We start from the raw sequence: 25203 nt of genomic DNA on the forward strand, positions 1-25203 counted from the left end.
GCATAGGTGCTGGTAGGTGATCGGGAGGAGGCCGCGGCATGCCTAGCTCATTCGTGTGGATCGGGCTGGTGGCCGTGTGGCTGTTCGTCCTGGTGCCGATGCTTGTCAACAAGCGCCCCAGGATCCGGCAGACGAGTGACGCGGCACTCGCGACTCGAGTACTCCACCGCGGCGACAGCAACCCTGTTCAGCGCGGGCCGGCAGCAGGACATCGAAGCGATCCGAACTGGCAACCAGAACCAGTGCGCAGCAGCTACGACGCGGAGGACCAGATGGACACTCACGCAGAAGACGACTACGCCGGCGGTCGTGCACCGGTCGGAGAATTTGTTCCGGTTCGGCGCGGCCGAGGCGGATTCGACCCCGAAGCGGATGCCATCGCCCGGGAGGCGCGGTATGCATTCCGTCAGCGGACGTTGCTGGGCCTTGCGTTCGTCGCGATTCTCTCGGGCGCTCTCGCATTGATCATCTCGCCGATGGTGTGGTGGTTGTTTGCGCTGACCGTGTGCGGCCTCGGCGGGTACATGGCGTACTTGCGTCGGCAGGTTCGGATCGAGCAGGAGATTCGCCGCCGTCGTACCGAACGCCTCAACCGATCGCGACTCGGAGTCGAATCGCACACCGACGAAGAGCTTCGCCTGATTCCGGCGCGACTGCGTCGGCCAGGAGCGGTTGTCCTCGAGGTCGACGACGAAGATCCGGTGTTCGATCACCTGGATCACTACGAAGAAGAGATCAGGCACACCGAGATGCGTCGCGCGTCCGGTCAGTGATCTTCTGGGCCGATCTTGTCGGGCCGAAAGTTCGTGTCGGGTGATTCCAACGGGAGTATTCGTTCCTGTTAGAGTTGCCGAGCACCGCTGAGGCGGTGGCACGGGGCTGTGGCGCAGTTGGTAGCGCGCTTCGTTCGCATCGAAGAGGTCAGGGGTTCGATTCCCCTCAGCTCCACCAAGAAGTACCAGCGAAAAGGGTCTTTCAACGAAAGTTGAACGACCCTTTCCTGCATTTTCAGGGCCTGCCCGAATTGCGAAGATTCGATCTGAGTGTGCGCCGTTTCATACGATTGCGACCGCTGATCCGGACCGTTGAGCTTCCAAGTGAGGGATGATCCTTGGGCGGATACATGTTTGCCGGAAATGTAACGAGGGTGTGTCCGGTGCGATAGGCACGGTGAGTCTGCCGCAGTTTTCCGCAGGTCGGACGTATGTGTCGGGGAGGAATGTCGATGAGCCAGCCACGACGGCTAGCGATGATGCTTGTTGCTGTGATGTGCCTGATGGGTATCGGCGTCCTTGCCGTATCGGTCTTCCCCGCCATCGTCGCCGCCCAACCTGGCGGCAACAGCGGTGGTGGCAACAACGGCAATGGAAACGGCAATTACGGCAACAACGGTGGCAATAACAACGGCAACGGTGGCGGTCACAACGGCAACGGCGGCAATAACAACGGCAACGGTGGCGGTCACAACGGCAACGGTGGCGGCAACAACGGCAACGGCAACTATGGCTGGCATTGTCACCGTCACAACTGCGGCACGACCGTAATTCCGACACCGACACCGACCACGACTGAGCCGACGACGACGACTGAGCCCACGACGACTGAGCCGACCACGACGACTGAGCCGACCACGACGACTGAGCCGACCACGACTGAGCCCACGACGACTGAGCCGACCACGACTGAGCCGACCACGACGACTGAGCCGACCACGACTGAGCCGACCACGACTGAGCCGACGACGACGACGACTGAGCCCACGACGACTGAGCCGACGACCACGACTGAGCCGACGACCACGACTGAGCCGACGACCACGACTGAGCCGACGACGACGACTGAGCCGACGACGACGACTGAGCCGACCACGACTGAGCCGACCACGACGACTGAGCCGACCACGACGACTGAGCCGACCACGACTGAGCCCACGACCAACCCTTCGGCGTCGCAACGTCCGAGCAGCAGCGCTTCCCCCGCGACCAACGCAACTTCGCAGACCGAGAGTCCTTCGGGCCAAGCACCCTCCGAGACACAGTCTCCTTCCGAATCGCAGCCGAGTTCCGAGCAGTCGTCCGCGGTAGCGGCTCCGCCGGCTGGACCGTCTGATCCGCAGGGACCGTCAGCGGGCGGCGGAGCGCCTGCACCCTCTGCCGGTGGACCGGCAAACGCTGCGCCGGGCGCAGTCGCAGCCCCTTCCGCACCCGAAGTTCTGGCCGCACCCGCACCCGTAGCTCCGCAGGTACCGTCGAACGTTCCGAACGTCGCGGCTCCGACTGACAACCCGCAGGCATTTCCGACGGCGTTCACTCAAGGGCTTCCGCCGATTCTCAACGCCGCCGCCGTCGCCGGCGGTGTAGGCGGAATGGCAGTGGTAGCGGCCGGTGCGGGAGCACTGACTTTCCGCGGAGCATCGCTGCAGAAGGCACGATTGGCTGCCGCGCGTGCCGAATTCCTGGCACCCGGATCACAGGGAGGTGCGTGAGTCGTGCCGGACAGACGTTCACATCGCCGCGTTCTGGCCGCGGTGGATGCCGTATGCGACGCAGCAGCGTCGTCGGAGGCTGTGTCACTGCTGACGGTAGTGCAGACAGTCGCCCGCGAGCGTGGGCGCCCGATCGAGATCGATCTGGAAACCCCGCTCGCCACCGGAGTGTGCGGTCAGCGCCGAGCCTACGACGACCACGACGTCATTGTCTTGGCCCCCGGACTTCCCAATGTCGAGCGAACTCTGGCACATGAGTTGGGGCACATAGTGTTTCGGCACGAGGGTGCCGAGATCGCCGAGGCGACGCTCGAGGTCAGTGACGATTTGATCGCCTACATGTTGAGTCAACGTTCTCTGCGGCGCAACGAACCCGTGCCGATGGATGACATCGCGGAGTGGGAAGCCGAGACGTTCGCGTCGATGTTGATCATGCGTCTGCGAACGATGAGTGGCCGTGGGACACCGCTGTCGGTGTTGCGGTACGACGAGGCGATCGGATGATCTTTTGGGCTGTGGCCCTTCTCGTCTGGGTTGCAGCCGGCGCGAGACTGGGTCGAGTTGTCGCGCGCACCGCGACGCCGTTGCGAATGTCGATGGTCTTTGCAGGCTTCTCGGTCGCATTGTCGTCGACGGTCATGGTGCCGGCGGTATGGGACATCGTCGATCGCATTGCGCCGGAGCAGCATGCCGCCGCGATGATCGTCATCGTCTTGTGGACAGCGTTGTCTGCGGCCAGTGCAGTCGGCGCCGTGTCTGCCTGGCCTGTGATGTCACGTCCGGCTATGCGCGGCCTCGCCACCGTGCTGTACTCGGTGGGGCTCCTGGTGGCGATCGCGGTTCTCTTCGGCTACCCGGCGCCGGCTCTGATCTTTATCATCGTCGCTCTGTCCCTTGTCATTTCGACGGGGCTACGGCACGTTGCGTGGGCGCCGTTGGGGCGCGGAATCGCGTTGATCGTGACCGGTTCGTCGATCCTGCTCGTCGTGGTCGTCGTGATGCTTGTCGAATCGATCGGTGGCACCGGCGCACTCGAATCGGATATCTGGACGGGCGCAGGGGTGTGGTTCATCGCTGCCTCGAGTGTTCTGATTGCGCTGGGCATCACGTGGGTGCTTCTCGAGACCTGGTTACGTGCGCGACGAGATCTGTACCGGCTGCGGCGGATGCACGCGCTTCTCGTCAAGCGATTCCCCGAGGTAGTCGACGCGGACAGCGCCGGGAGTACGTCTGTGCTGCGGGCATCGGACATGATCGCGCAGATCATGGATGCGATGTACATCCAGTCCGGCGCCGGGATGTTCGACGTCGGTGGTCAGGAACCGCCGCGGGCCGTCACTGCACACGCGGGGATTTTGGCGGGGTGGATCGCCGATCCCTTGGCCTCGGATGTGTTGGACACCAGGTGGATTGCGCCTCCTGAGAAGATGTCGGCGCGCCGATGGGTGTTGTTGTTGGCGAAAGAACTCGATGAAACGACAAAAGTAGGTCGACGTTCGTAGTCGACCTACTCCATGTCATTGCAGTGCTCGAGATCGAGTCAGTGCTTCAGCACGTTCACATCAGCGTGACGCGTCAGGCGGAACCTCTGGCAAACCTTCACTCGCGCGGAGCTTTTCAGCCATCGTGGTGAGTAGATTCTGCGATTCTTCCGAGAGGTCGAATGCACGGCTCGAGAGGCGGCGAAGCCCGTAGCCTTGGAGCTGTGAGAGCAGTTCGAGATCGTGATCGATCTTGGCTGCGTAGATGTCGTTGAAGAAGTAGTCGGGCTTCACCTTGAAGAACCGGGCGAAGGCTGCGACTGTCTCGTCTGAGGGGTTGGTGCGCTGTCCCGAGCGGAGCTGCGAGATGTACGGCTTGGAGATCTGATGGCCGTCTTCGATGAGCGCTGCCGCAACCTCGGCGTTGGTATGGGGTTTGCGCCCCGGAGGATGAACACTGTCGAACAGTTTGTTCAATCGTTCTGCAAAGTCAGCCATTGTGAACCGCCCCGTAATCCTCTCTAGCTAGCAATTGTCCGTTCAGTGAATCCTACGGTATCACGCGGATAACCGATCGGTAGCTCACCGTAGTCTGTTTAGTGGACTAGTTGTCAAATGTGTCCGAGATTCGATTCGTCCGGCCAATGAGTGCTCAGCTATGTCTCAGCGCACATTGAGTTTCCGCCACACGGAAATGTGCAGCTACGACTGCGCTATTCGAACCTTCCAGTACTTGGCCAATCTGCCCAATATCAAACCTTTTACCCGTTTTGGCGATATTAGCTATGCGTTAGCCTGGTTTTTCACAACTATTTCGATTGAAAAACTGCAGTTCAAGCGATGTTTGAAGGTTTGGGGTCGCGATCAGGGTGGCTGGTTGCGATGTCATGCGGATCACCTCGGGGTTGAACCTTGAACGGTTTGCCGGATTGCGATCTGTGCTAGCTAAACCCTCCGAGTGGGTGCAGAATTGTGACATGAAACACACGATGAGCGATGATGAATTGCGCCGCGCAATCCGTGAAATTCAGGATCGAGCCCACGACGCACGCAAGCGTGGGGACGATGTAGCGGCGGAAGAACTCGACCGTACGGTCAAGGGCTATCAAGAGCAGATGATGCAGCGTCTCTAGTGCTCGCTGCGGTCGTCTCTGTGCGGTGTTTGCGCGGAGTACGGCCGTGCCCCGCAGGTCGTCTTGCGTGTTTCAGGGCGGCCGCACCGTGCGTGCGTAGACTTTCCCGCATGTCCACAGTACGAGTGCGGGGGAGTGTTCATCCATGTCTGTAAGGTCGCTCGACGGCAAGAAATGCCTGATCACCGGCGCCGGTAGTGGAATTGGACGTGCAACTGCGCTGCGTGCATCAGAGGTCGGCGCCGAATTGTTTCTCACCGATATCAACAGCGTCGGATTGGAAGAGACGGTCGCGATGGTCGGCGCCGGCGGCGGCACGGTCAGCATGGCGAAGGCACTCGATATCTCGGACTACGACGAGGTCGTGAAATTCGGTACCGAGATTCACACTCAATTTTCTTCGATGGATGTCGTCATGAATATCGCCGGCATTTCAGCGTGGGGAACTATCGAGAACCTCGAACATCGGCATTGGAAGTCCATGGTGGACGTCAACCTGATGGGGCCGATCCATGTCATGGAGACGTTTGTTCCACCCATGATTCGTGCCGGCAAGGGTGGACACCTGGTCAACGTGTCTTCGGCTGCCGGACTTTTGGCCCTGCCGTGGCACGCCGCCTACAGTGCGAGCAAGTTCGGCCTTCGCGGGGTGTCCGAGGTGCTGCGATTCGATCTGAAGCGGCACGGAATCGGGGTCAGTCTGGTTGTGCCGGGTGGGGTGAAGACGCCATTGGTGGGAACCGTGGAAATAGCGGGTATCGACAGGAACGACCCGCGGGTCGAAAAACTCACGCACCGGTTCGAGGCGCGTGCTGTCTCCCCGGAGAAGGTGGCGTCGTGCATTCTGCGGGGAATCGAGAAGAATACGTACCTCGTATATACGTCCAATGACATCCGATTCGGATACTGGTGGGCGCGCAAATTCGCCCTGCCTTACGAGTTCGTGATGCAAAAAGCGAACGACCAGTTCAGTAAATTGCTCAAGCGATGAGCGTTAACTCCGCCGGGACTTTTATCTAGTCGAATAGGGACCAAAGTCATGCCGAAGAGTTTTCACTTCGATATCGAATTCAAATATCCGATCGACGACGTGCATCGAACTTTGACCGACCCGAATTATTGGAAAGGCAGACTCGGAGACCTTTATGCCACCTCGGACATCGAAGTTCGAGACGGATCGATCGAAGTATCCGTGTCCGAGGAAATCGACTCCGCCTCCCTCCCGAGCCTGGTCGCCAAGGTTGCGCCGAGTCGGCTCGGTCTGAAACGGGTCGATCGGTGGGGACCTCTGTCGGACGGGCGTGCAGCAGGGTCGGTCACCGGAATCGCGCGGGGACTGCCGATCCGAATCGAGACGACGCTCGATCTCACCGCCGCCGAGTCCTGCACGCGGTTGGTCGTCGACGGAACGGCTGAGGTGAAGATGCCGATCATCGGCGGCCAGATCGAGAAGTTGCTGAAGAAGACCGTCGAGGACTTGCTGGGGCGCGATCGGGACGCCGTCGAGTCATTTCTCGCCTGAGCCTGCACCGAAATCTACTTCCAGAACGCGCGCACCCGGGCCGGCGGATGCGAGTTGATCGTGCGGGTTGGCGAGGGCGCACCCCTCCAACGAGAGGCACCCGCAACCGATGCAACCGGTGAGGTTGTCCCGTAGACGTTCCAGTTGCTCGATGCGTAGATCGAGGTGGCGCCGCCACCCGGTCGACAATCTTTCCCAATCTGCGCGGTTCGGGGTACGGCCTTCAGGAAGTGTGCCGAGGGCCTCTCTGATTTCCGACAGCGGAATGCCGACGCGTTGCGAGATTCTGATGAAGGCGACGCGTCGAAGCGTGTCTCGTTGGTATCGGCGCTGGTTTCCGCTGGTCCGGCGACTGACGATGAGGCCTTCTCGTTCGTAGAAATGCAGGGCCGAGACGGCGACACCGCTGCGCTCGGAGAGCTGGCCGGGCGTGAGTTCCTTTGCCTTCCACGACGGCATCTCCATGGCGACTACCGGTCCGTCGCGCGGTGGAGGGTGGCGTGGAGATGATGCGTCAGCGGGGTGTCGCCGTGCGCCATCCACAGGTCGTATGTCAGCGTGTCGCCCTGAACGCGCATGACTCGCCGAACGTCGTGAACCGGTTTTGCGTCGGGTGATGCTGCGAGCGTGAGACGGGTCAAGGCGAGAGTGCCTTCGGAGTCGAGGGTGCCGCGATGGATCTCGACGAATCCGGTGGGCTGGCTGACCAGCAATTCGAGCTCACCACCCGGTGTTGGGCGCAGGTATCCCGATTCCATGTGAAGCGGTCGTCCGTCGGGGAGCCCACGAGTGCGCGACGAGTAGGTGAGAAACGGTTTCGGGGTGGGCGCGAACTCGATCTCCTCGGAGTACTCGAAGTCGTCGATGGTGGGGAAATGTCCGGCTCCAGCGCCGACCCAGCGCCCGGTGAACCTCTCGATTCCGGCGCCGTTCAGCGCCGCCTGATCCGTACTACTCATTGCCTGGTCCTCTCGCCTGCGTCGGATCAGACGTTACGCGGACCGGTACGACAGCTGCTTGTCCCTGCTGGGTGGGGCCTACGGGATTAGTGTTCACTCATGAACGCTTCTGGCTCCGTCCCCCTCGGTGTCGATTCCGAGGTGGGCCGATTGCGATCGGTCATTCTTCATCGTCCTGGCGACGAGTTGAAACGATTGACTCCGCGCAACAACGACGAGCTGCTGTTCGACGCGTTGCCGTGGGTGGACCGCGCGCAGGAAGAACACGATCAGTTTGCGACCGTCCTTCGTGAGCGCGGCGTCGAGGTACTGCTTTTGTCCGATCTCCTCACCGAGGCGCTCGAGGTCAGTGGCGCAGCGAGGATCCAGGGAATCGCGGCCGCCGTCGACGCACGCAAGATCGGCCACGCGCTCGGGCAACACCTGGCCGCCTACCTGCGAAAGGTGGAGCCGAAGGAGCTTTCGTCGATCCTTACTGCAGGAATGACGTTCGACGAATTGCCGATCGATGCCGACTCGACCTCGTTGGTGCGCAGGATGCATCACGGCGGTGACTTCGTGATCGACCCGTTGCCCAACTTGCTCTTCACCCGTGATTCGTCGTTCTGGGTCGGGCCACGGGTCATCATCACGTCCTTGGCGTTGTCAGCGCGAGCTCGCGAATCCTCGATAACGGATCTCGTCTACGCGCATCACCCTCGATTCAAAGGCGTGCGCCGCGCGTACGAGTCGCACACGGCTCCTGTCGAGGGAGGTGACGTGCTGCTTCTCGCGCCGGGGGTGATCGCAATCGGTGTCGGTGAACGTACGTCACCCGCCGGAGCAGAAGCATTGGCGCGTAGCGTGTTCGACGACGGCCTCGCCCACACGGTGTTGGTTGTTCCGATCGAGCAACGTCGAGCGTCGATGCATCTCGACACGGTCTGCACCATGGTCGAGGCCGACGCGGTCGTCATGTATCCGGCCATTCAGGACACCCTGGCGGCGTTCACTCTGCGCAAGGAGGACGACGGGGTGAGTATTCGCGGTGCGACGCCGTTCCTCGAAGCGGCGGCCGACGCCATGGGAATCGGAAAACTGCGTGTGATCGACACCGGACTCGACACGGTGACTGCCGAGCGTGAGCAGTGGGACGACGGAAACAACACCCTCGCCGTCGAGCCTGGCGTCGTCGTCGCTTACGAGCGCAACGTCGAAACGAACGCCAGGCTGGAGGCCTCGGGTATCGAGGTTTTGCGAATCGCGGGTTCGGAACTGGGGTCCGGCCGAGGTGGTCCTCGGTGCATGTCCTGCCCGATCGCCCGCGATCCGCTGTAAGCCGTCGACGCTGTCAGAGAATTTCTTCCACCTTGGCTGCAGGCCGCGCGAGGACGGTGCCTTTGTCGGTGACCACGAACGGGCGTTCGATCAGAATCGGGTGCTCGATCATCGCGTCGAGGATCTCGGATTCGGATGCATCGGCGAGCCCGAGTTCCTTGTACTGCGTTTCGCGCTTGCGAACGGCTTGGCTGGGCTCGAGGCCGGCGTCGGCGAGGAGTTTTTCCAGCTCGGATCGGGTAGGCGGAGTATCGAGGTACTTCACAATGGTCGGTTCGATGCCGGCGTCGCGGATAAGTCCGAGAACAGTCCGCGACGTGTTGCACCGTTGATTGTGGAAGATGGTTGCAGATGCCATGTCCGTCATTCTGCCTCTGTGTCCGAACTCGTGGGACAAACAGGGGAACAACGGACACCTCCGGCGCGCTGCACTTGAAGTACCGACTTGTGAGGAGAAAACGATGACGGAACATCGAAGTGTGGACGAACGGCGCGTGGTCATTGCCGGTGGGCACGGCAAGATCGCGCAGCACCTGACGTACCTGCTGGCAGGACATGGTGATCGGCCGGTAGCGCTGATCCGCAACTCCGCGCACGAGGGTGCGGTCCGCACACTCGGCGCGTTCCCCGTGGTGATCGATCTGGAATCCTCCACGGTCGAGGAAGTTGCGAAGGTACTCGACGGTGCCGACGTCGCGGTCTTCGCCGCGGGCGCCGGACCTGGTAGCTCGATCGAGCGGAAGGACTCCGTAGACCGAGCTGCGGCGGTGCTGTTGGCCGATGCCGCCGAGAAAGCGGGAGTGCGTCGGTTCATACAGATCAGCGCCATGGGTGCTGGTGACGAAATACCGGAGAACACCGACGAGGTTTTTGCCGCCTACCTGCGGGCGAAGACTGCAGCAGAGGAAGACCTGAAGACAAGGACTTCGCTGGATTGGACGATTCTTCGGCCAGGCCTTCTGACAGACGACGACCCCACCGGTGAAGTCCTTCTTGCAGAGCCGCCCGTCGATCGAGGCTCTGTGCCTCGTGCAGATGTCGCCGCAGTGATCGAAGCGCTCATCGACGCGCCGTCCAGTGTCGGCAAGATATTGGTTCTGACCTCCGGCCCGCATACGATCCGCGAAGCGATCGAGGGTTTGTGAGAGAGAAGATGCTGTGACCGAGAAGATACGACGAGGGTGACGATGAAGATCGCGATCGAACACGATTCCTCCACAGCTCCGTACGACCAACTGCGGCAACAGATTATCGAGCAGGTTCACGGCGGCGGATTGATTGCGGGAACCAAGATCCCGACGGTGCGTGCATTGGCCTCGGAGCTGGGATTGGCGGCCAACACCGTCGCGAAGGCTTATCGCGCGCTCAGCGATCAGGGCGTGATCGAGACGAGGGGAAAGCAAGGGACGTTCATCGCTTCGGGGACCGATCCGGTGCAGGCGCAGGCGGAGCAGGCGGCGACCGCGTTTGCGCATAAGGTCCGCTCGCTCGGGTACTCCGACACTGAGATCGTCGCCATGGTGGAGTCGGCATTGAGAGGTGCGTGACACATTGATTAAGTTGACGCTTCAACTTAAAGCTGTCAGTCTTGGCTCATGAATTCGTCGATTGCTCGTGACCTCGGACTCCTCATCGCCCGTGTCGGCCTCGGGATCATCTTCATCGCCCACGGTTGGCAGAAGTTCTTCACCTACAAGATCGCCGGAACGCAGGCCGCATTCGAAGGGATGGGCGCCCCGCTCCCCAAGATTTCTGCAGTTCTGGCAGCATCCATCGAACTCGGTGGCGGCATCCTGCTCATCGCGGGTCTGCTGACCCCGCTCGTCGGCGCACTGCTGTTCCTCGACATGGTCGGCGCGTTCTTCATCGTGCACGCCGACAAGGGCGTCTTCATAGACAACGGCGGCTATGAACTCGTCGTCGCACTCGGTGTCGGTTCGCTCTTGATCGCTGTTATCGGCGCAGGACGCATCAGCATCGACGGATTGATCGGCAAGGGCAACGGTTGGGTTAAAACCCCAGCTTGATCGGGGTGAGAAGGCGGGTTCAACGGCTGTTGAGCCCGCCTTCCAGCTTGCTTTTGGCCCACAAAGTGACGAACGTAGTCATCTATGGTGACGAAATCTGATCGATCCGAACAAGATTCCGGGGCCAACGAAGAGCGCCCGGAGACGGGCTTTACTCGGGTAGGCGTTCGGACCGACTACGTGGTGTTTTCCGTGGCGGCCGCAGCGGTGCTGGCTATTGTCGTGTGGGGTCTCGTAGCTCCCGACAACCTGAACTCGGTAACCGGAAGTGTTCTCGGCTGGTTGGTGACGAACATCGGCTGGCTCTTCGTACTCGCAGCTTCGGCTTTCGTGCTGTTTTCCATCTACCTGGCTGTCAGTCGATTCGGCGACATTCCGCTGGGCAAAGACGGTGAGAAGCCCGAGTTCCGAACCGTCAGCTGGATCGCCATGATGTTCAGCGCCGGCATGGGCATCGGCCTGATGTTCTTCGGTGTCGCGGAACCGCTTGCGCACTACGTGACTCCGCCTCCCGGTACCGACGGTGGCGTCGGAACTGCCATGGCTACCACCATGTTTCACTGGGGTCTTCATCCTTGGGCGATGTATGCCGTTGTGGGCCTTGCCATTGCGTACGGGTCGTATCGCCGAGGACGCAAGCAACTGTTCAGTTCGGCCTTCATCCCGTTGCTCGGTCGCAAAGCCGAAGGGCCGATCGGCAAGGTCATCGACATCCTGGCAATCTTTGCGACACTTTTCGGCACCGCAGCATCTTTGGGGCTCGGCGCACTTCAGATCGGCTCCGGTTTCGAGGTAGTCGGCTGGATGGAAGAAGCCGGCGTATTCCTGCTCGTGGCCATCGTTGCGGTGCTGACCCTGGCGTTCGTCGCTTCGGCAGTTTCCGGTGTGGCCAAGGGAATTCAGTGGCTCTCCAACATCAACATGGTGCTAGCGCTGATCTTGGCCCTGTTCGTGTTCGTTCTCGGGCCGACCGTGCTGATTCTCAATCTGCTCCCGACGACCATTGGTGCATACGTTTCCGACCTCGCCCAGATGTCGGCCCGCACGGGTGCATCGTCGAATCCTGAAACCGGCGCGTGGCTTTCGTCGTGGACGATCTTCTACTGGGCATGGTGGGTGTCCTGGACGCCGTTCGTCGGCATGTTCCTGGCCCGCATCAGCCGCGGCCGCACGATCCGCCAGTTCATCGTCGGCGTCATCGCCGTTCCCACGACTGTCAGCTTGCTCTGGTTCGCGATCTTCGGCGGCGCAGGCATCGGCGAGGAACGCGACGGAATCGGCTTGTCCGGCCGAGGCTCGGAAGAGGCTCAACTGTTCGGCATGCTCGACAATCTGCCGTTGGCCGGAGTGACGACTGTCCTGGTCATGCTGCTCGTCGCAGTGTTCTTCGTCTCCGGCGCCGACGCTGCGTCGATGGTGATGGGGACGCTCTCGCAGCGCGGAACGCTCGAACCGAGTCGCTGGGTCGTGGTGTTCTGGGGCATGTTGACCGGTGGCGTCGCGGCGCTTCTGCTGTGGACCGGTGGTTCCGAAGCGCTCGACGGCTTGCAGACCATGACGATCATCGCTGCGGCGCCGTTCGTGCTGGTCATGATCGGACTGTGCTTCTCGCTGTACAAGGATCTTTCGCACGACCCGATCATCATTGCGGCGAAGGAGCAGAAACGTGCTCTCCTACGCCCGCGCCGAGGACGCCGTGTGGGTAAGTCAGTGGAGTAGGACTTGAGCGGAGTAGGACTTGAACCGTGAAGGGGCACCGAACTGCGGTTCGGTGCCCCTTTTGTCGTCCGGTTATTTCCAGCTGGGCAACCACAGATGGTTCTGCCACGATTCCGGCGTGATCGGCATGGCGGTGAGTATCGGCCAGAGGTAGACGAAGTTGGCCACGACCAGACCGATGTACAGACTGACTGCCAGAAGTCCGGTGGTACGACGCTCGACGGACGCGCTCGCCTTGCCCAGTACATCGCCGAGGACCAGCGCAAATCCCATGACCATGAACGGGGCGAGTGCAACTGCGTAGAAGTAGTACATCTGGCGGTCGAGCGTCGCGAACCACGGGAGGTAAGCGGCACCGTAGCCCGTCAGGACCACGGCGTATCGCCAGTCCCTGCGCACGAACGTCTGCCAGATCGCCCACGCCAACATCGGTAGGGCCAGCCACCACATCGCCGGTGTGCCGATCAGCATCACGGCCTTGACGCAGCTGGCGGCCCCGCAACCGGTGACCTGCTCGCCGTCGGCGTAGTAGTAGAGCATCGGTCGTAGCCCCATCGGCCACGTCCACGGTTTCGACTCCCACGGGTGGTGGTTTCCGGCGGAGTTGGTCAGACCGGCGTGGAACTGGAGAACGTTTCCGCTGTAGTACCAGAGTGAGCGCAGCGCGGAGGGAATGAAGCTCCATGTGCCGCCCTCACCGATCTCGTTACCGACGGCGTGACGGTCGACGCCGGTCTCGCTGGTGAACCAGGCCCAGTAGCTCGCGAGGTACACACCGAGCGGAATGATCACCAAGGCATACAGAGCCGGCCCGATGTCGCGAACTGCAGTGCCGACCCATGGGCGCTGCACGCGGTAGGCGCGGCGCGCTGACAGGTCGAAGGCAACACTGAGCAATCCGAAGAACAGAATGAAGTACATGCCGGACCACTTGGTTCCGCAGGCCAGGCCGAGCAGGATGCCGGCGCCGAACCTCCACCACCGGAAACCCAGCCGCGGACCCCAGGCAGAGTCGCCGATTCGGCCCTCTTCGTATACCTTCGCCATCCGTTCGCGGACTTGGTCGCGATCGACCACCAGGCATCCGAGGGCGGCGAGAACGAAGAAAGCCAGGAAGATGTCGAGCATCCCCAGGCGTGAGGAGACGAAGGTGACGCCGTCCACGATGAGCAGGATTCCGGCAATCGCGCCGATCAGCGTGGAGCGCGTCATGCGGCGCACGATCCGGATGATCAGCAAGACCATCAGTGTCCCGACCAGGGCCGACGAGAATCGCCACCCCCAACCGTTGTAACCGAAGAGTGCTTCGCCGATCGCGATCATCTGCTTACCGATCGGCGGGTGTACCACCAATCCGTAACCGGGATTGTCTTCGATGCCGCCACCGGTCAGAACTTGCCAGCCCTGCGGAACGTAGTGCTTCTCGTCGAAGACAGGTGTGCCGGCGTCGGTCGGGTAGGCGAGCATCGTGAAGCGTGTGATCGCCGCGATAGCGGTGACGAAAGCGGTGACGATCCAGCCGCGCAATCTGTCGGTCGGGCCGAAATCAGGATCCGGTACCAGCGGGCCGGGACTACGCATTACCCGATCGCTCGTGGCGGGCGTTGGCCGCTCGTCCGTCTGCACAGTCACCTGGCAATCGTAGGCTGTCAGGTATGACTGGTCGCTTGGTACTCGCCGCAACACCCATGGGAGATGTCGGTGACGCGTCTCCGCGTCTTCGGTCTGCTCTCGCAACCGCCGACGTCGTTGCTGCGGAGGACACACGACGCACCAAGTCTCTGGCGTCCGCGCTCGAGGTAACCATCACCGGGAAGATCGTCAGTTTCTACGATCAGGTCGAGATTTCCCGGCTGCCCGCGCTGGTCGCCGACGTCGCCGAAGGCAAGACCGTCCTGCTGGTCACGGACGCGGGCATGCCGTCGGTCAGCGATCCCGGATATCGCCTTGTCGCCGCCTGCGTAGCCGAGAACCTCGCCGTCACGTGCTTGCCCGGTCCGTCGGCGGTGACGACCGCGCTGGCACTCTCCGGATTGCCCGTGGAGCGGTTCTGCTTCGACGGATTCCCACCGCGTAAGCAGGGGCAGCGCAAGACGTGGCTCTCGGCCTTGGCAACCGAGCAGCGAGCGTGTGTGTTCTTCGAAGCGCCTCATCGCCTTGCCGACTGCCTCGCAGATGCGGTGGAAGTGCTCGGGCCGAATCGCCGCGCGGCCGTGTGCCGGGAATTGACCAAGACCTACGAGGAAGTGAAGCGCGGCACTCTCGGGGAGTTAGCTGCTTGGGCCGCCGAGGGCGTTCGCGGTGAGATCACGGTGGTGCTCGAAGGCGCAGTGCTGGTGGCATCTGATCCTGCCGATCTGGTCGACGAGGTGGAAAGGCTGGTCGAGGGGGGAGCACGATTGAAGGACGCGTGTGCTCTGGTCGCAACGGCCGGAGTCTCCAAGCGTGAGTTGTACGAGACGGTCCTGGCCGCTCGAAAGGACTAGCGGGAGCGGTTCACGGCGGGTGCGCCGGGACGCAGGTTGGCGTCGTCGGCTGCAGCCTGGCCGGCGTGCCAGCCTTCGGCGTCCACGGACCGTCCGCGAGTCTTGCGGGTTGTCGGGAACAATCGATCGAATTCGGCGTCGACGGCCTCGGATGTGGTGGCGAGGATCGGCAGAAGATCCGCGACGTCCATCGATGCCGCGTCGGCCGCTTCGGCGGTGGCTTTGGTGCCGGCGTCACGCAGGCGGTGTCCGATGCGGCTGGCGAACCCGGCCAGGAATCCCTTGCGGAACGAGGTGGTGCGTGAGCCGCCGCGATTGCTCGAGTCGGCGAATTGCATTGCACGGGTTGCCTGTACGAGCAGGGAAGTGAACAGCATGTCGACTTGCTGAAGGTCGACCGGAGTGCCGACGACGGTCGCGAGTGCAATGTCGCTGAACCAGACAGTCCTGACTCGATTCGATTCGCCGATCTCGGTCAGGAGGTGAACCTTTTCCTTCACGTACGGGTTCTCGATGTGAATGCGTCGGGCATTGACGGATGTGTCGGTGACCCCGGCGCGACTGTGGAGCAGTGCGGAGTCGATGGCGTACCGGGTCATCAACTCCTGGGCCTTCGCGGTGAAAATCTCGGCTTCTTCCGCGAAGTTGGTTGCTTCCGCTTTGGCGAGTAGTCCACGAATTCGCTTGAGTACCTTGGCGTCGACCTCGGTATCGCCGACGCCGGCATAGCTGGTATCGGTGCGTTGCGACGGCCAGGTGGATGGTGGCGCGAGCAACACCGTCCACTGAGGTAGGCGCATCCACGATCGCGCGACGTCGACGATCTGCGAAACGAGGAAGTAGGGATCCTGGAACAGAAGGCCGGCCGCGAGGGAGCGAAAAACGTCGTCGTCCACGGTGATTCGAGAAGCGATGTGCCGAGACTTCGGATACTGCTCGCCGATCGTCTGCAACTGCCCCACCCATTCGAGCGGAGCGCGATCGGAGGCGCGCGACGCCTTCGCGTCGAACAGGATGGTGGTGGCAGCGAGATCGGCGTCGGACGCGTCTTTGCTTCGGCGAGCCAGATGGATCAGATCAGCCGGTTGCCATCCGCGTTCGTAGGCGGCCGTCAGTTCGCTGACGAGACCCTGCGCCGCAGAGACGGATTGAGGGCTGACCTCCTGAGTGGACACCCGCGCTCCGTTCCATGGCAGTGTCTGCGCCGAAGCGCTGGTTCGAATGTATGTTCTATTCGTCGTCATGGCTGGAGTGTGCACGTGGGGTCCGACACATCCGCCTGTAACCGGATATCTCGGACCCCACGTGCGGCACTCTCGCTTAGCTCATTCCTCGACGAAGCGGGGGAAAACTGGCGCCGGAGCAGGCAGTTTCCGGTTCGCGTCGATGCGAACCGCAATGTCGGCGAACTGCCGGTTCTCTTCGCTCTGGCCAAGCAGATCGAGGATGCGTGACGCCGCGTCGGGCATCACCGGCTGAACGAGAAGCCCGACGATACGGACCACTTCGAGCGTCACGTACAGAACCGTCGCCATGCGTGCCGGATCCGTCTTGCGCAGAACCCACGGTTCCTGCTTGGAGAAGTACCGGTTGGTCTCGCCGAGAACGCCCCAGATGGCTTCCAGTGCGAGATGCAGCGCCTGCACGTCGAACTCGCTGCGGCACTTGGCAAGCAGGGCATCCGCCGACGCCAGCATCGCCAGATCGTCCTCGGTGAACTCGCCGGGGGTCGGTACCTGGGCATCGCAGTTCTTCGCGACCATCGTCAGTGAACGCTGCGCGAGGTTGCCCAGTTCATTGGACAGGTCTGCATTCATACGCGTCACGATTGCTTCGTGGCTGTAGCTGCCGTCCTGGCCGTACGAGATCTCGCGGAGCAGGAAGAAACGGACCGCGTCGAGGCCGTACTGATCGACCATCGCGATGGGGTCGACGACGTTGCCGACCGACTTCGACATCTTCTCGCCCTTGTTGTACAAGAACCCGTGGACGAAGACCCGCTCCGGCAGTTCGATGCCGGCAGACATGAGGAACGCCGGCCAGTACACGGTATGGAAACGCGTGATGTCCTTGCCGATGATGTGCAGGCTCGCGGGCCAGAACTTCTCGAACTCCGCCGAGTCGACGTTCGGGTAACCCACGCCGGTCAGGTAGTTGGTGAGGGCGTCGACCCAGACGTACATGACGTGGTCGGGGTCTCCGGGAACCTCGACGCCCCAGTCGAACGTGGTGCGCGAGATCGACAGGTCCTTGAGGCCGCCCTTGACGAAGCTGACGATCTCGTTGCGACGAGTCGCGGGGGCAATGAACTCGGGATGCTCTTCGTACAGAGCAAGCAAACGGTCCTCGTAGGCCGAGAGACGGAAGGTGTAGTTGGACTCCTCGGTCCACTCCACCGGGGTGCCGGTCTCCGTCGACTGACGGGTGCCGTCGTCCAGAAGCGTGGTCTCGGCTTCGGTGTAGAAGGCCTCGTCACGAACCGAATACCACCCCGAGTAGGTGTCGAGGTAGATGTCGCCCGATGCGGCCATCTTTTCCCAGATCGCCTTGCTGGCGACCTGATGGTCGGCGTCGGTGGTACGGATGAACCGGTCGTACGAGATGTTCAGGACCTTGTCGAGGTTCTGGAACACGTCGGAGTTCCGAGCCGCGAGTTCGCGGACGTCGATGCCCTCTTTGATTGCTGTCTGCTGCATCTTCAGACCGTGCTCGTCGGTGCCGGTCATGAAGAACACTTCATGACCGTCCAACCGCTTGAAGCGGGCGAGCGCGTCCGAGGAGATGTACTCGTACGCGTGGCCGATGTGCGGAGCGCCGTTGGGATACGCGATCGCTGTCGTGATGTAGAACGGCGATCGTTCCGCGCCTTCCGGGGCAGCGGAGTCCGGGCGCGGGGTCTGGGAGGGTGAGGCAGGCACAGTCATGGTGGGCTTACTCTATCGGGCGTGAGCAAAGACCGTCCCGCCCCCGATGCCCCTGAGCCCTTGTCGCCTCTGATCGACGCACATACGCACCTCGACGCCTGTGGTGCGCACGACGCTGCGACCGTGGCCGAAATTGTCGATCGGGCCGAAGCCGTCGGCGTCGGACGGGTCGTCACGGTGGCCGACGACCTTGATGCCGCACGCTTTGCCGTCGACGCTGCGAACTGGGATTCGAGGGTTTACGCAGCCGTCGCAATCCATCCGACCAGGGCGAACGTCCTCGATGTCGACACCAGAGCCGAGATAGAACGGTTGGCGTCCGATCCGCGGGTCGTCGCGGTGGGGGAGACCGGGCTGGATCTCTACTGGCCAGGCAAGCTCGAAGGGTGCGCCACCATCGAGGAGCAGGTCGACGGTTTCCGGTGGCACATCGACCTCGCGAAGCGTCTCGGCAAGACGCTGATGATTCACAATCGCGAAGCCGATGAGGACCTGCTGCGGGTGCTGCACGAGGAAGGCGCGCCGGAGACCGTGGTGTTCCATTGCTTCTCCTCGGATTCGGAGATGGCCCGTGCGTGCATCGACGCGGGCTACGTGTTGAGTTTCTCGGGAACCGTGAGTTTCAAGAATGCGAAGGCGCTGCGTGAGGCCGCGCTGTTGGTGCCCTCGGATCAGCTGATCGTCGAGACGGATGCGCCGTTCTTGACGCCGCACCCGTTCCGCGGTGCGCCCAACGAGTCGTACTGCCTGCCGTACACAGTGCGCGCGCTCGCAGACATCCGCGGTGAGGATCCGCAGGCGCTGGCAGCAGCGTCCACGGCGACAGCGGAGCGCGTCTACAAGCTCTGACGCTATGGTGGTCTGACAGGTAACTCCGCGCCCGGGACCGTCGTGTCCTGGTACGTCTACTGCGCGGAGTATTCAGATGAATGACCGCATCTATCCCTCCGACGTCTATCCCGACGACGTCGAACACACAGACGAACAGTCCTCTCGATCCGGCTCGAGCGCGGCGAATTTCTCGCATCCCGGGAGGGAATGAAGGCGCACAGCTTCACTGAGCCGACGCCGGTCGACTCTTCGGTCCGGATCGTCAGCGTTCATGTCGACGCGGTCGAAGTCGAGTGCTGCGGGCCGTTTCCGGTGGTCGGTGAACCATGCTCGTGGACATTGACACCGCGATCGCAGGACGACGATTTCGACGGTTGGGTTCACGGCGGGATGCCGGCGTCTGGAGTCGTGACCACCGGTGTGGTGCTCGGGATTCTCGTGGTCACGACGACGTACGAGGAAGTCGGAAGTCCACGCATGTGGTTGCCCGTCGAAGGTAGCGAGACCTATCGAAGGGTCGAGGCCAGTCCTCGGTGGTTCCGAAGGTTCGGCGACTTCGACTTCGAGCCGCAGAATCGGATCGAGACCGGGCTGGTCGTCGAATTGGCCACCACCCGTGCGCCTTTCCGGTAGTCCCCACTACCAAAAAGGCGCACAGGGGGCTTGCCCCTAGAGAACCTTCGCCAGGAAGTCCTGGGTGCGCTGCTGCTGGGGGTTGCCGAACAGACTCTCCGGCTTACCTTCTTCGACGATGTATCCGTCGGCCATGAAGATGACTCGGTCGGAAACCTCACGGGCGAAGCCCATCTCGTGGGTCACGACGACCATGGTCATGCCCTGCTTGGCGAGGTCGCGCAGCACCTGCAGAACCTCACCCACCATTTCGGGGTCGAGGGCGCTGGTGGCCTCGTCGAAGAGCATGATGTCCGGACTCATCGCGAGTGCGCGGGCGATGGCAACGCGCTGCTTCTGCCCACCGGACAGGCTGGCGGGCTTGGCATCTGCCTTCTCCGCGAGACCGACCTGGCCGAGCAGTTTGACGGCGATCTCGCGAGCTTGCTCCTTGGTCGATCGCCCGGTCTGCACCGGAGCGAGCATCACGTTTTCGACGACGCTCATGTGGGGGAACAGGTTGAAGTGCTGGAACACCATCCCGATGTGCTGGCGCACCTTGTCGATGTCGACATCCTTGTTCGTGAGGTCGAACTGGTCGACGCGCACAGATCCGGCGGTGATGTCTTCGAGGCGGTTGAGGCAACGCAGGAAGGTCGACTTGCCGGAACCTGAAGGCCCGATGACGCAGACCACTTCACCGCTCTTGATGTCGACGTCCAGGCCCTTGAGGACCTCGTTGTCGCCGAACGACTTCTTCAGTCCCTTGACCGAAATCTTGACCTCGGTGGCGGACTTGCCCATGTTGACGGCTGTTTCGGTCACTTGTTGATCCTCTTCTCGAGGCGGTTCGACAGCTTGGTGAGCGCCATGATGATGATGAAGTACATGACGCCGATGATCAGCCACATGTTGAACGACTGGAAGTTGCGCGCGATGATGATGCGCCCTGTCTGAGTGAGCTCGGCGAGTCCGATGACCGACAGGATCGACGTGTCCTTGAGGGTGATCACGAACTGGTTGATGTACGACGGGATCATCGTGCGAATTGCCTGCGGCATGATGACTTTTCGCATCGACTTCATGTAGCTGATGCCCAGGCTTCGTGACGCCTCCATCTGTCCCTTGTCGACGGACAGGATGCCGCCGCGGACGATTTCAGCCATGTACGCGCCGGCGTTGAGCGAGAGCGTGATGATGCCTGCGGTGAAGGCGGACATCTGGAAATGCAGGGCTGCCGGGATGCCGAAGTAGATGAAGAATGCCTGCACCAACAGCGGTGTGCCGCGGAAGATGTCGACGTAGGTTGTGCCTATACCTCGGACGAACATGTTGGTGGACACGCGGCAGAGACCGAAGATCGCGCCTAGGACCAGAGCGATCGCGATCGAGACGACGGAGAGAACGATCGTCAACCACAGGCCCTTGAGAAGCTGCGGGTAGGTGCTCTTGATCAAGCCGATGATGGAGTTGTCCGACGTCGACGCGCCCTGACCGAGGTAGGTCGAGACGATTTCGTCGTACTGGCCGTCGTCGCGCAGGTTCTGCAGTCCGGCGTTGAACATCTGGAGCAGTTCGGCGTTCTGGCCCTTGTTGACTGCGAAGCCGTAGCTCGCGCCCACCTCTTTTTCGGTGACCGTCTTGAGGCCGTTGCCCTGTGTGATGCCGTAGGCGAGGACGGGGTAGTCGTCGAAGACTGCGACGGAGTTCCCGGTGCGGACCTCGTCGTACATGCTGGCGGAGTCGGCGAAATAGACTGTGGTGAAGCCGTATTGGTCCTTGATGGACTCGGCGAAGCTGGCGCCCTCGGTGCCGTTCTTGACGGCGACGCGCTTGCCCCTCAGATCCTCGTACGACTTCACGTCGTTGTCGGTCTCGAGGACCGCCATCTGCACGCCCGACTCGAAGTACGGGTCGGAGAAGTCGAACACCTGCTTGCGGGCGTCGGTGATGGACATGCCCGCGATGACGCCGTCGGCCTGCCCTGCCTGCACGGCCTGCAGTGCTGCGTCGAAGCCGAGCTGCTTGATGTCGACCTTGAAGCCTTGGTCCTCGGCGATCGCATTGAGCAGGTCGATGTCGATGCCGACGAGTTTGCCGTCTTCGTTCTCGAATTCGAACGGGGCGAATGTCAGATCGGTGGCGATCGTGTAGGTGCGGCCGGGTTGCGCGCTCGCGATTCCGGGGGCGAACAGCGCTGCGATCAGCGCCAGCAGGATGGCCAGGATCGGCCACCTGGCATTACGTGGTCTGTCGAATCTTCTTCGCACTATCGCCCAGCTTTCTTCTGTCGCGCCCGGGATCGCCGGACTGCTTTGAACCAGACGAGAACATACTGCGCCCAGAGCTGAATCGATACACGGGTATCGGAGCCGGAAAGTGCAGAACACACGACACGCCGTTGCCGTTCCGTGACAAAAGTCGCATTTCGTTGTGATTTGGTTGCCGATACAACGCTCGGTCGTTACCGTATTGTGATCGAACGTCGTCTGCCTTGGGATTTCCTGTGTCGCCTTTTGCCAAGATCAACTCCACGAAGTCACCACTTCTCTATTCAGTGGTGGGTGCGTTGCTTCTGACGCTCATCGTCGGGGGTGCGCTCGCCGTGGTTCGGCACAAGACGATCACCCTCGATGTCGACGGCGACATGATTTCGCTGTCCACGATGTCGAGCAGCGTCGGTACCGCTCTCGAGGACGCCGGATACCCGGTCGATCCCAAGGACGCGCTCGCACCCAGTGCCGATTCCTCCCTGTCCGATGGCGATACCGTCGTACTGCGCCGTGCCCGTGAGTTGGCTCTGACCGTCGACGGTCAGCCGACCACCATCTGGACCACCGCATTGACGGTCGACGAGGCATTGAAGCAGGTAGATGTTTCCGACGACTTCGCAGTCTCAGCTTCGCGCTCGCATCGTCTGCCGCTCGAACGGACCGAGCTCGACGTCGTCAGCCCGAAGACCGTCAGCGTCAGCGACGGTGGCGCTCCCGCGGCGGAGGTCAAGCTCGCCGCCGTGACCGTCGGCGATCTTCTCGCGGCCAAGAATGCGCCGCTCGAGCAGGCCGACTCGGTGGTTCCCACCGCCGACACACCCGTTACCAACGGCCTGACCATCCAGGTCACTCGCGACCGCACGGACACTCGCGTCGAGACGCAGCCGATCGCGCCGCCGGAGAACAAGGTCGAGGATCCCGAGCTGGAGAAGGACAAGACCGTCGTCGAGAACCCGGGTGTTCCGGGTGAGCGCACGGCCACCGTCGAGGTCAAGACCGTCAACGGCGTCGAGGCCGGACGAACCGAACTGTCCGCGACCGTGATCAAGGAACCGGTCGCAGCAGTGGTGAAGGTCGGTACCAAGCAGGCTTCCGCTCCCGCTGTGTCCAACGCGTCGACGTGGGATGCCATTGCTCAGTGCGAGGCGACCGGAAACTGGGCCATCAACACCGGCAACGGTTTCTACGGAGGACTTCAGTTCACCCAGAGCACCTGGGAAGCATTCGGCGGCGGTCAGTACGCAGCTCGCGCCGACCTCGCATCACGTGAACAGCAGATCGCGATCGGCGAGAAAGTCCGCGCCGGTCAGGGCTGGGGTGCTTGGCCGTCCTGCACCAGCAAATTGGGCCTGCGCTGACGCGCTCACACCTCACAGAACACAGGAACCGATGTCACCGTTCGCCAAGATCAACTCGACCAGGTCGCCGTTGTTGTACTCGGCGATCGCCGCTCTTCTCCTGACGGTTCTCGTGGGTGGTGTTCTGGCCGTCGTCCGGCACAAGACCATCACTCTCGATGTCGACGGTGAGCAGATTCGCCTGAGCACCATGTCGACCAACGTCGACGGCGCTCTCGAGGACGCGGGTTACCCGATCGGTGACAAGGATGCAGTTGCTCCCGCGGCCGACGCTTCGCTGTCCGACGGCGACACCGTGGTGCTCCGTCGTGCCCGTGAGATCACGCTGACGGTCGACGGTCAGCCGCAGAAGCTCTGGACCACAGCCTTGACCGTCGACGACGCGTTGAAGCAGTTGGACGTCGCGGCGGATGTGCACGTGTCGGCTTCGCGCTCGCAGCGTCTTCCGCTGGACGGCGCCGCGCTCGACGTGCTGACACCGGTCGTCGCAAAACTGGTCGACGGCGCAAACGCGGCAGCAGACGTGCGTATCGCGGCGCCGACGGTCGGGGAGTTCCTTACCGCCAACGGCACTCCGCTCGAGCAGTCGGACACGGTGGTTCCCGCCGCCGACGCTCCACTGACCGAGGGCCTGGAGGTCACGGTGACGCGCAACCGCACCGAGAACAAGGTCGAGACCTTGCCGCTCGATCCGCCGGATCAGCGCATCGAGGATCCGACGATGAACCAGAGTCGCACGATCGTCGAGAACCCGGGCGTGCCCGGCGTGCGTGACGTGACGTTCGCCGTGAATCTCGTCAACGGTGTCGAAGCCGGACGTACCCAGGTCGCGGAGACGATCACCACACCGGCGCAGCCGAAGGTCGTGCGTGTCGGAACGAAGCCGGGCACCGAGGTGCCGCCCGTGGAGAACGGTTCGACGTGGGATGCGCTCGCACAGTGCGAGGCCACCGGTAACTGGGCCATCAACACCGGCAACGGTTTCTACGGCGGCGTGCAGTTCGATCAGAACACCTGGGAACGACAGGGCGGGTTGAAGTATGCGCCCCGCGCCGACCTCGCCACCCGTGAAGAACAGATCGCGATTGCGACACAGACCCAGCGCACTCAGGGTTGGGGCGCATGGCCGTCGTGCTCGGGTCGCCTCGGACTGGGATAAGTTCTACTGGTGTCAGACGCCGAACAATCGAACGAACCCATCGCTACTCCGCGCGGGCAGGCAGCCCTGCTCGGTCCGGTCGAGGTGCGCGCTCTTGCCGAGGAATTCGGTGTCCGGCCCACGAAACAGTTGGGGCAGAACTTCGTTCACGACGCCAATACCGTGAGGCGCATCGTCACCACGGCAGGCGTGACACGTGACGACGTCGTTCTCGAGGTAGGGCCTGGTCTCGGTTCGCTGACGATGGCGCTGATGGACGTGGTCGATCGGGTCATCGCGGTCGAGATCGATCCCAACCTCGCGGCTCGCCTGCCGAAGACGGTGGCCGAGCGAGCGCCGGAACTGGCCGATCGCCTGACCGTCGTCGAAGCCGACGCGATGCGTGTGCTGCCTTCGCAGATTCCCGGCGAGCCGACCGCGCTTGTCGCGAACCTGCCGTACAACGTCGCGGTGCCGGTGCTGTTGCACCTGTTCGCGTCGCTTCCGAGTCTGCGGACCGCACTCGTGATGGTGCAAGCCGAGGTTGCCGATCGCCTGGCGGCTGATCCGGGAAGCAAGATCTACGGCGTTCCCAGCGTCAAGGCCAACTTCTTCGGCGAGGTTCGCCGCGCCGGTGCAGTCGGACGCAACGTGTTCTGGCCGGTGCCGAAGGTCGAATCAGGACTGGTTCGTATCGATCGGTACGCGGAGCCGCCGTGGCCGATGGACGAGAAGCACCGCAAGCAGGTTTTTGCGGCGATCGACGCCGCGTTCGCACAGCGCCGCAAGACTTTGCGTGCCGCTCTCAGCGGTTGGGCAGGTTCGCCTGCCGAGGCCGAACGACGGCTCCTCGCTGCCGGCATCGAGCCACAGACGCGTGGCGAGATGCTCGACGCAGCAGCCTTCGTTCGGCTTGCTGGAGGCGAATAGCCCCGTGC

The 25203-nt window shown here is 62.3% G+C and carries 28 protein-coding genes and 1 tRNA gene; 18 read left to right on the forward strand and 11 right to left on the reverse strand.

What is annotated here, in order from left to right:
* Positions 1 to 38 precede the first annotated feature (38 nt).
* Positions 39 to 773, forward strand: a complete 735-nt coding sequence (gene sepX, locus V3587_RS05165; RefSeq protein ID WP_007727521.1) for a divisome protein SepX/GlpR — start codon at positions 39 to 41, stop codon at positions 771 to 773.
* A 102-nt stretch (positions 774 to 875) separates the two neighbouring features.
* A tRNA-Ala gene (locus V3587_RS05170) sits at positions 876 to 951 on the forward strand.
* A gap of 292 nt (positions 952 to 1243) precedes the next feature.
* Here V3587_RS05170 and V3587_RS05175 read toward each other — a convergent pair.
* Complete coding sequence (locus V3587_RS05175) at positions 1244 to 1519, reverse strand: hypothetical protein (protein ID WP_269612765.1); 276 nt, start codon at positions 1517 to 1519, stop codon at positions 1244 to 1246.
* 2 nt (positions 1520 to 1521) lie between these two features.
* A complete protein-coding gene (locus V3587_RS05180) occupies positions 1522 to 2310 on the reverse strand; it encodes a hypothetical protein (RefSeq protein WP_317829732.1) in 789 nt (262 codons plus the stop codon).
* 178 nt (positions 2311 to 2488) lie between these two features.
* Between V3587_RS05180 and V3587_RS05185 the strand changes: the two genes are divergently transcribed.
* The gene (locus tag V3587_RS05185; protein WP_003946241.1) at positions 2489 to 2989 is read left to right on the forward strand and encodes an ImmA/IrrE family metallo-endopeptidase; all 501 of its coding nucleotides are present in this window, start codon (positions 2489 to 2491) and stop codon (positions 2987 to 2989) included.
* A complete protein-coding gene (locus tag V3587_RS05190; RefSeq protein ID WP_003946245.1) occupies positions 2986 to 3987 on the forward strand; it encodes a hypothetical protein in 1002 nt (333 codons plus the stop codon). Before V3587_RS05185 ends, V3587_RS05190 begins: the two co-directional genes overlap by 4 nt.
* Before the next feature lie 60 nt (positions 3988 to 4047).
* Here the strand turns inward: V3587_RS05190 and V3587_RS05195 are convergent, their stop codons facing one another.
* Positions 4048 to 4464 (reverse strand): helix-turn-helix domain-containing protein, encoded by a 417-nt coding sequence (locus V3587_RS05195; protein WP_003946231.1) that lies wholly within the window; start codon positions 4462 to 4464, stop codon positions 4048 to 4050.
* A 479-nt stretch (positions 4465 to 4943) separates the two neighbouring features.
* On the opposite strand from V3587_RS05195, the gene V3587_RS05200 reads away from it, so the two are divergent.
* The 3 genes from V3587_RS05200 (at position 4944) to V3587_RS05210 (ending at position 6621) form a co-directional block, all read left to right on the forward strand.
* The gene (locus V3587_RS05200; RefSeq protein ID WP_003946253.1) at positions 4944 to 5099 is read left to right on the forward strand and encodes a hypothetical protein; all 156 of its coding nucleotides are present in this window, start codon (positions 4944 to 4946) and stop codon (positions 5097 to 5099) included.
* Positions 5100 to 5244: 145 nt separating this feature from the next.
* On the forward strand, positions 5245 to 6090 hold the full coding sequence (locus tag V3587_RS05205) for an SDR family oxidoreductase (protein ID WP_007729029.1): 846 nt from the start codon (positions 5245 to 5247) through the stop codon (positions 6088 to 6090).
* Positions 6091 to 6138: 48 nt separating this feature from the next.
* Positions 6139 to 6621, forward strand: coding sequence for a DUF2505 domain-containing protein (locus tag V3587_RS05210; protein WP_030536322.1), 483 nt, complete (start codon positions 6139 to 6141; stop codon positions 6619 to 6621).
* Here the strand turns inward: V3587_RS05210 and soxR are convergent.
* Complete coding sequence (gene soxR, locus V3587_RS05215) at positions 6607 to 7086, reverse strand: redox-sensitive transcriptional activator SoxR (protein ID WP_003946250.1); 480 nt, start codon at positions 7084 to 7086, stop codon at positions 6607 to 6609. The genes V3587_RS05210 and soxR overlap by 15 nt on opposite strands.
* A gap of 5 nt (positions 7087 to 7091) precedes the next feature.
* Positions 7092 to 7580 (reverse strand): FABP family protein, encoded by a 489-nt coding sequence (locus V3587_RS05220; RefSeq protein WP_003946270.1) that lies wholly within the window; start codon positions 7578 to 7580, stop codon positions 7092 to 7094.
* A gap of 99 nt (positions 7581 to 7679) precedes the next feature.
* Here V3587_RS05220 and arcA point away from each other — a divergent pair, with 99 nt between their 5' ends.
* A complete protein-coding gene (gene arcA / locus V3587_RS05225; RefSeq protein ID WP_003946210.1) occupies positions 7680 to 8897 on the forward strand; it encodes an arginine deiminase in 1218 nt (405 codons plus the stop codon).
* Positions 8898 to 8910: 13 nt separating this feature from the next.
* Here the strand turns inward: arcA and arsC are convergent, their stop codons facing one another.
* Entirely contained in the window at positions 8911 to 9264 is a 354-nt protein-coding gene (gene arsC / locus V3587_RS05230) for an arsenate reductase (glutaredoxin) (RefSeq protein WP_003946209.1), read from the reverse strand.
* 94 nt (positions 9265 to 9358) lie between these two features.
* On the opposite strand from arsC, the gene V3587_RS05235 reads away from it, so the two are divergent.
* From V3587_RS05235 to V3587_RS05250, 4 genes are all read left to right on the forward strand, one after another.
* Positions 9359 to 10042, forward strand: a complete 684-nt coding sequence (locus V3587_RS05235) for an SDR family oxidoreductase (protein ID WP_003946268.1) — start codon at positions 9359 to 9361, stop codon at positions 10040 to 10042.
* A gap of 42 nt (positions 10043 to 10084) precedes the next feature.
* A complete protein-coding gene (locus V3587_RS05240) occupies positions 10085 to 10444 on the forward strand; it encodes a GntR family transcriptional regulator (protein WP_003946225.1) in 360 nt (119 codons plus the stop codon).
* A gap of 48 nt (positions 10445 to 10492) precedes the next feature.
* The gene (locus V3587_RS05245; RefSeq protein ID WP_003946228.1) at positions 10493 to 10924 is read left to right on the forward strand and encodes a DoxX family protein; all 432 of its coding nucleotides are present in this window, start codon (positions 10493 to 10495) and stop codon (positions 10922 to 10924) included.
* A gap of 84 nt (positions 10925 to 11008) precedes the next feature.
* Complete coding sequence (locus V3587_RS05250) at positions 11009 to 12643, forward strand: BCCT family transporter (RefSeq protein ID WP_003946258.1); 1635 nt, start codon at positions 11009 to 11011, stop codon at positions 12641 to 12643.
* Positions 12644 to 12715: 72 nt separating this feature from the next.
* On the opposite strand, the gene V3587_RS05255 is transcribed toward V3587_RS05250, so the two are convergent.
* Positions 12716 to 14224: a dolichyl-phosphate-mannose--protein mannosyltransferase gene (locus V3587_RS05255; RefSeq protein WP_003946230.1), complete on the reverse strand. Its 1509-nt coding sequence runs from the start codon at positions 14222 to 14224 to the stop codon at positions 12716 to 12718.
* 74 nt (positions 14225 to 14298) lie between these two features.
* Here V3587_RS05255 and rsmI point away from each other — a divergent pair, with 74 nt between their 5' ends.
* The gene (gene rsmI, locus V3587_RS05260; RefSeq protein ID WP_003946264.1) at positions 14299 to 15129 is read left to right on the forward strand and encodes a 16S rRNA (cytidine(1402)-2'-O)-methyltransferase; all 831 of its coding nucleotides are present in this window, start codon (positions 14299 to 14301) and stop codon (positions 15127 to 15129) included.
* On the opposite strand, the gene V3587_RS05265 is transcribed toward rsmI, so the two are convergent.
* Positions 15126 to 16304: a DUF2786 domain-containing protein gene (locus V3587_RS05265; protein WP_118603523.1), complete on the reverse strand. Its 1179-nt coding sequence runs from the start codon at positions 16302 to 16304 to the stop codon at positions 15126 to 15128. The two genes, rsmI and V3587_RS05265, sit on opposite strands and share 4 nt — an antisense overlap.
* Before the next feature lie 150 nt (positions 16305 to 16454).
* Positions 16455 to 18053 carry a methionine--tRNA ligase gene (metG, locus tag V3587_RS05270; protein WP_003946248.1) on the reverse strand — a complete coding sequence of 533 codons (1599 nt, stop codon included), beginning with the start codon at positions 18051 to 18053 and terminating at the stop codon, positions 16455 to 16457.
* A gap of 21 nt (positions 18054 to 18074) precedes the next feature.
* Between metG and V3587_RS05275 the strand changes: the two genes are divergently transcribed.
* Positions 18075 to 18902: a TatD family hydrolase gene (locus V3587_RS05275; protein WP_030536315.1), complete on the forward strand. Its 828-nt coding sequence runs from the start codon at positions 18075 to 18077 to the stop codon at positions 18900 to 18902.
* Between the two features lie 189 nt (positions 18903 to 19091).
* Positions 19092 to 19517, forward strand: coding sequence for a DUF6578 domain-containing protein (locus V3587_RS05280; protein WP_064687532.1), 426 nt, complete (start codon positions 19092 to 19094; stop codon positions 19515 to 19517).
* A gap of 36 nt (positions 19518 to 19553) precedes the next feature.
* On the opposite strand, the gene V3587_RS05285 is transcribed toward V3587_RS05280, so the two are convergent.
* Together V3587_RS05285 and V3587_RS05290 are read right to left on the reverse strand one after the other, a co-directional pair.
* On the reverse strand, positions 19554 to 20321 hold the full coding sequence (locus tag V3587_RS05285; RefSeq protein WP_003946239.1) for an amino acid ABC transporter ATP-binding protein: 768 nt from the start codon (positions 20319 to 20321) through the stop codon (positions 19554 to 19556).
* Positions 20318 to 21766 carry an amino acid ABC transporter substrate-binding protein/permease gene (locus V3587_RS05290; RefSeq protein WP_003946214.1) on the reverse strand — a complete coding sequence of 483 codons (1449 nt, stop codon included), beginning with the start codon at positions 21764 to 21766 and terminating at the stop codon, positions 20318 to 20320. The genes V3587_RS05285 and V3587_RS05290 overlap by 4 nt, the downstream gene beginning before the upstream one ends.
* 236 nt (positions 21767 to 22002) lie before the next feature.
* Here V3587_RS05290 and V3587_RS05295 point away from each other — a divergent pair, with 236 nt between their 5' ends.
* The 3 genes from V3587_RS05295 to rsmA are packed head-to-tail and all read left to right on the forward strand — an operon-like array spanning position 22003 to position 25195.
* A complete protein-coding gene (locus tag V3587_RS05295) occupies positions 22003 to 23127 on the forward strand; it encodes a resuscitation-promoting factor (RefSeq protein WP_042921286.1) in 1125 nt (374 codons plus the stop codon).
* Positions 23128 to 23158: 31 nt separating this feature from the next.
* Positions 23159 to 24286: a resuscitation-promoting factor gene (locus tag V3587_RS05300; protein ID WP_065455355.1), complete on the forward strand. Its 1128-nt coding sequence runs from the start codon at positions 23159 to 23161 to the stop codon at positions 24284 to 24286.
* Between the two features lie 9 nt (positions 24287 to 24295).
* On the forward strand, positions 24296 to 25195 hold the full coding sequence (gene rsmA / locus V3587_RS05305) for a 16S rRNA (adenine(1518)-N(6)/adenine(1519)-N(6))-dimethyltransferase RsmA (protein ID WP_003946263.1): 900 nt from the start codon (positions 24296 to 24298) through the stop codon (positions 25193 to 25195).
* The last annotated feature ends 8 nt before the right edge of the window (positions 25196 to 25203 follow it).

The organism is Rhodococcus sp. IEGM 1306, from assembly GCF_036541985.1.
Taxonomy (GTDB): Bacteria; Actinomycetota; Actinomycetes; order Mycobacteriales; family Mycobacteriaceae; genus Rhodococcus_F; species Rhodococcus_F qingshengii.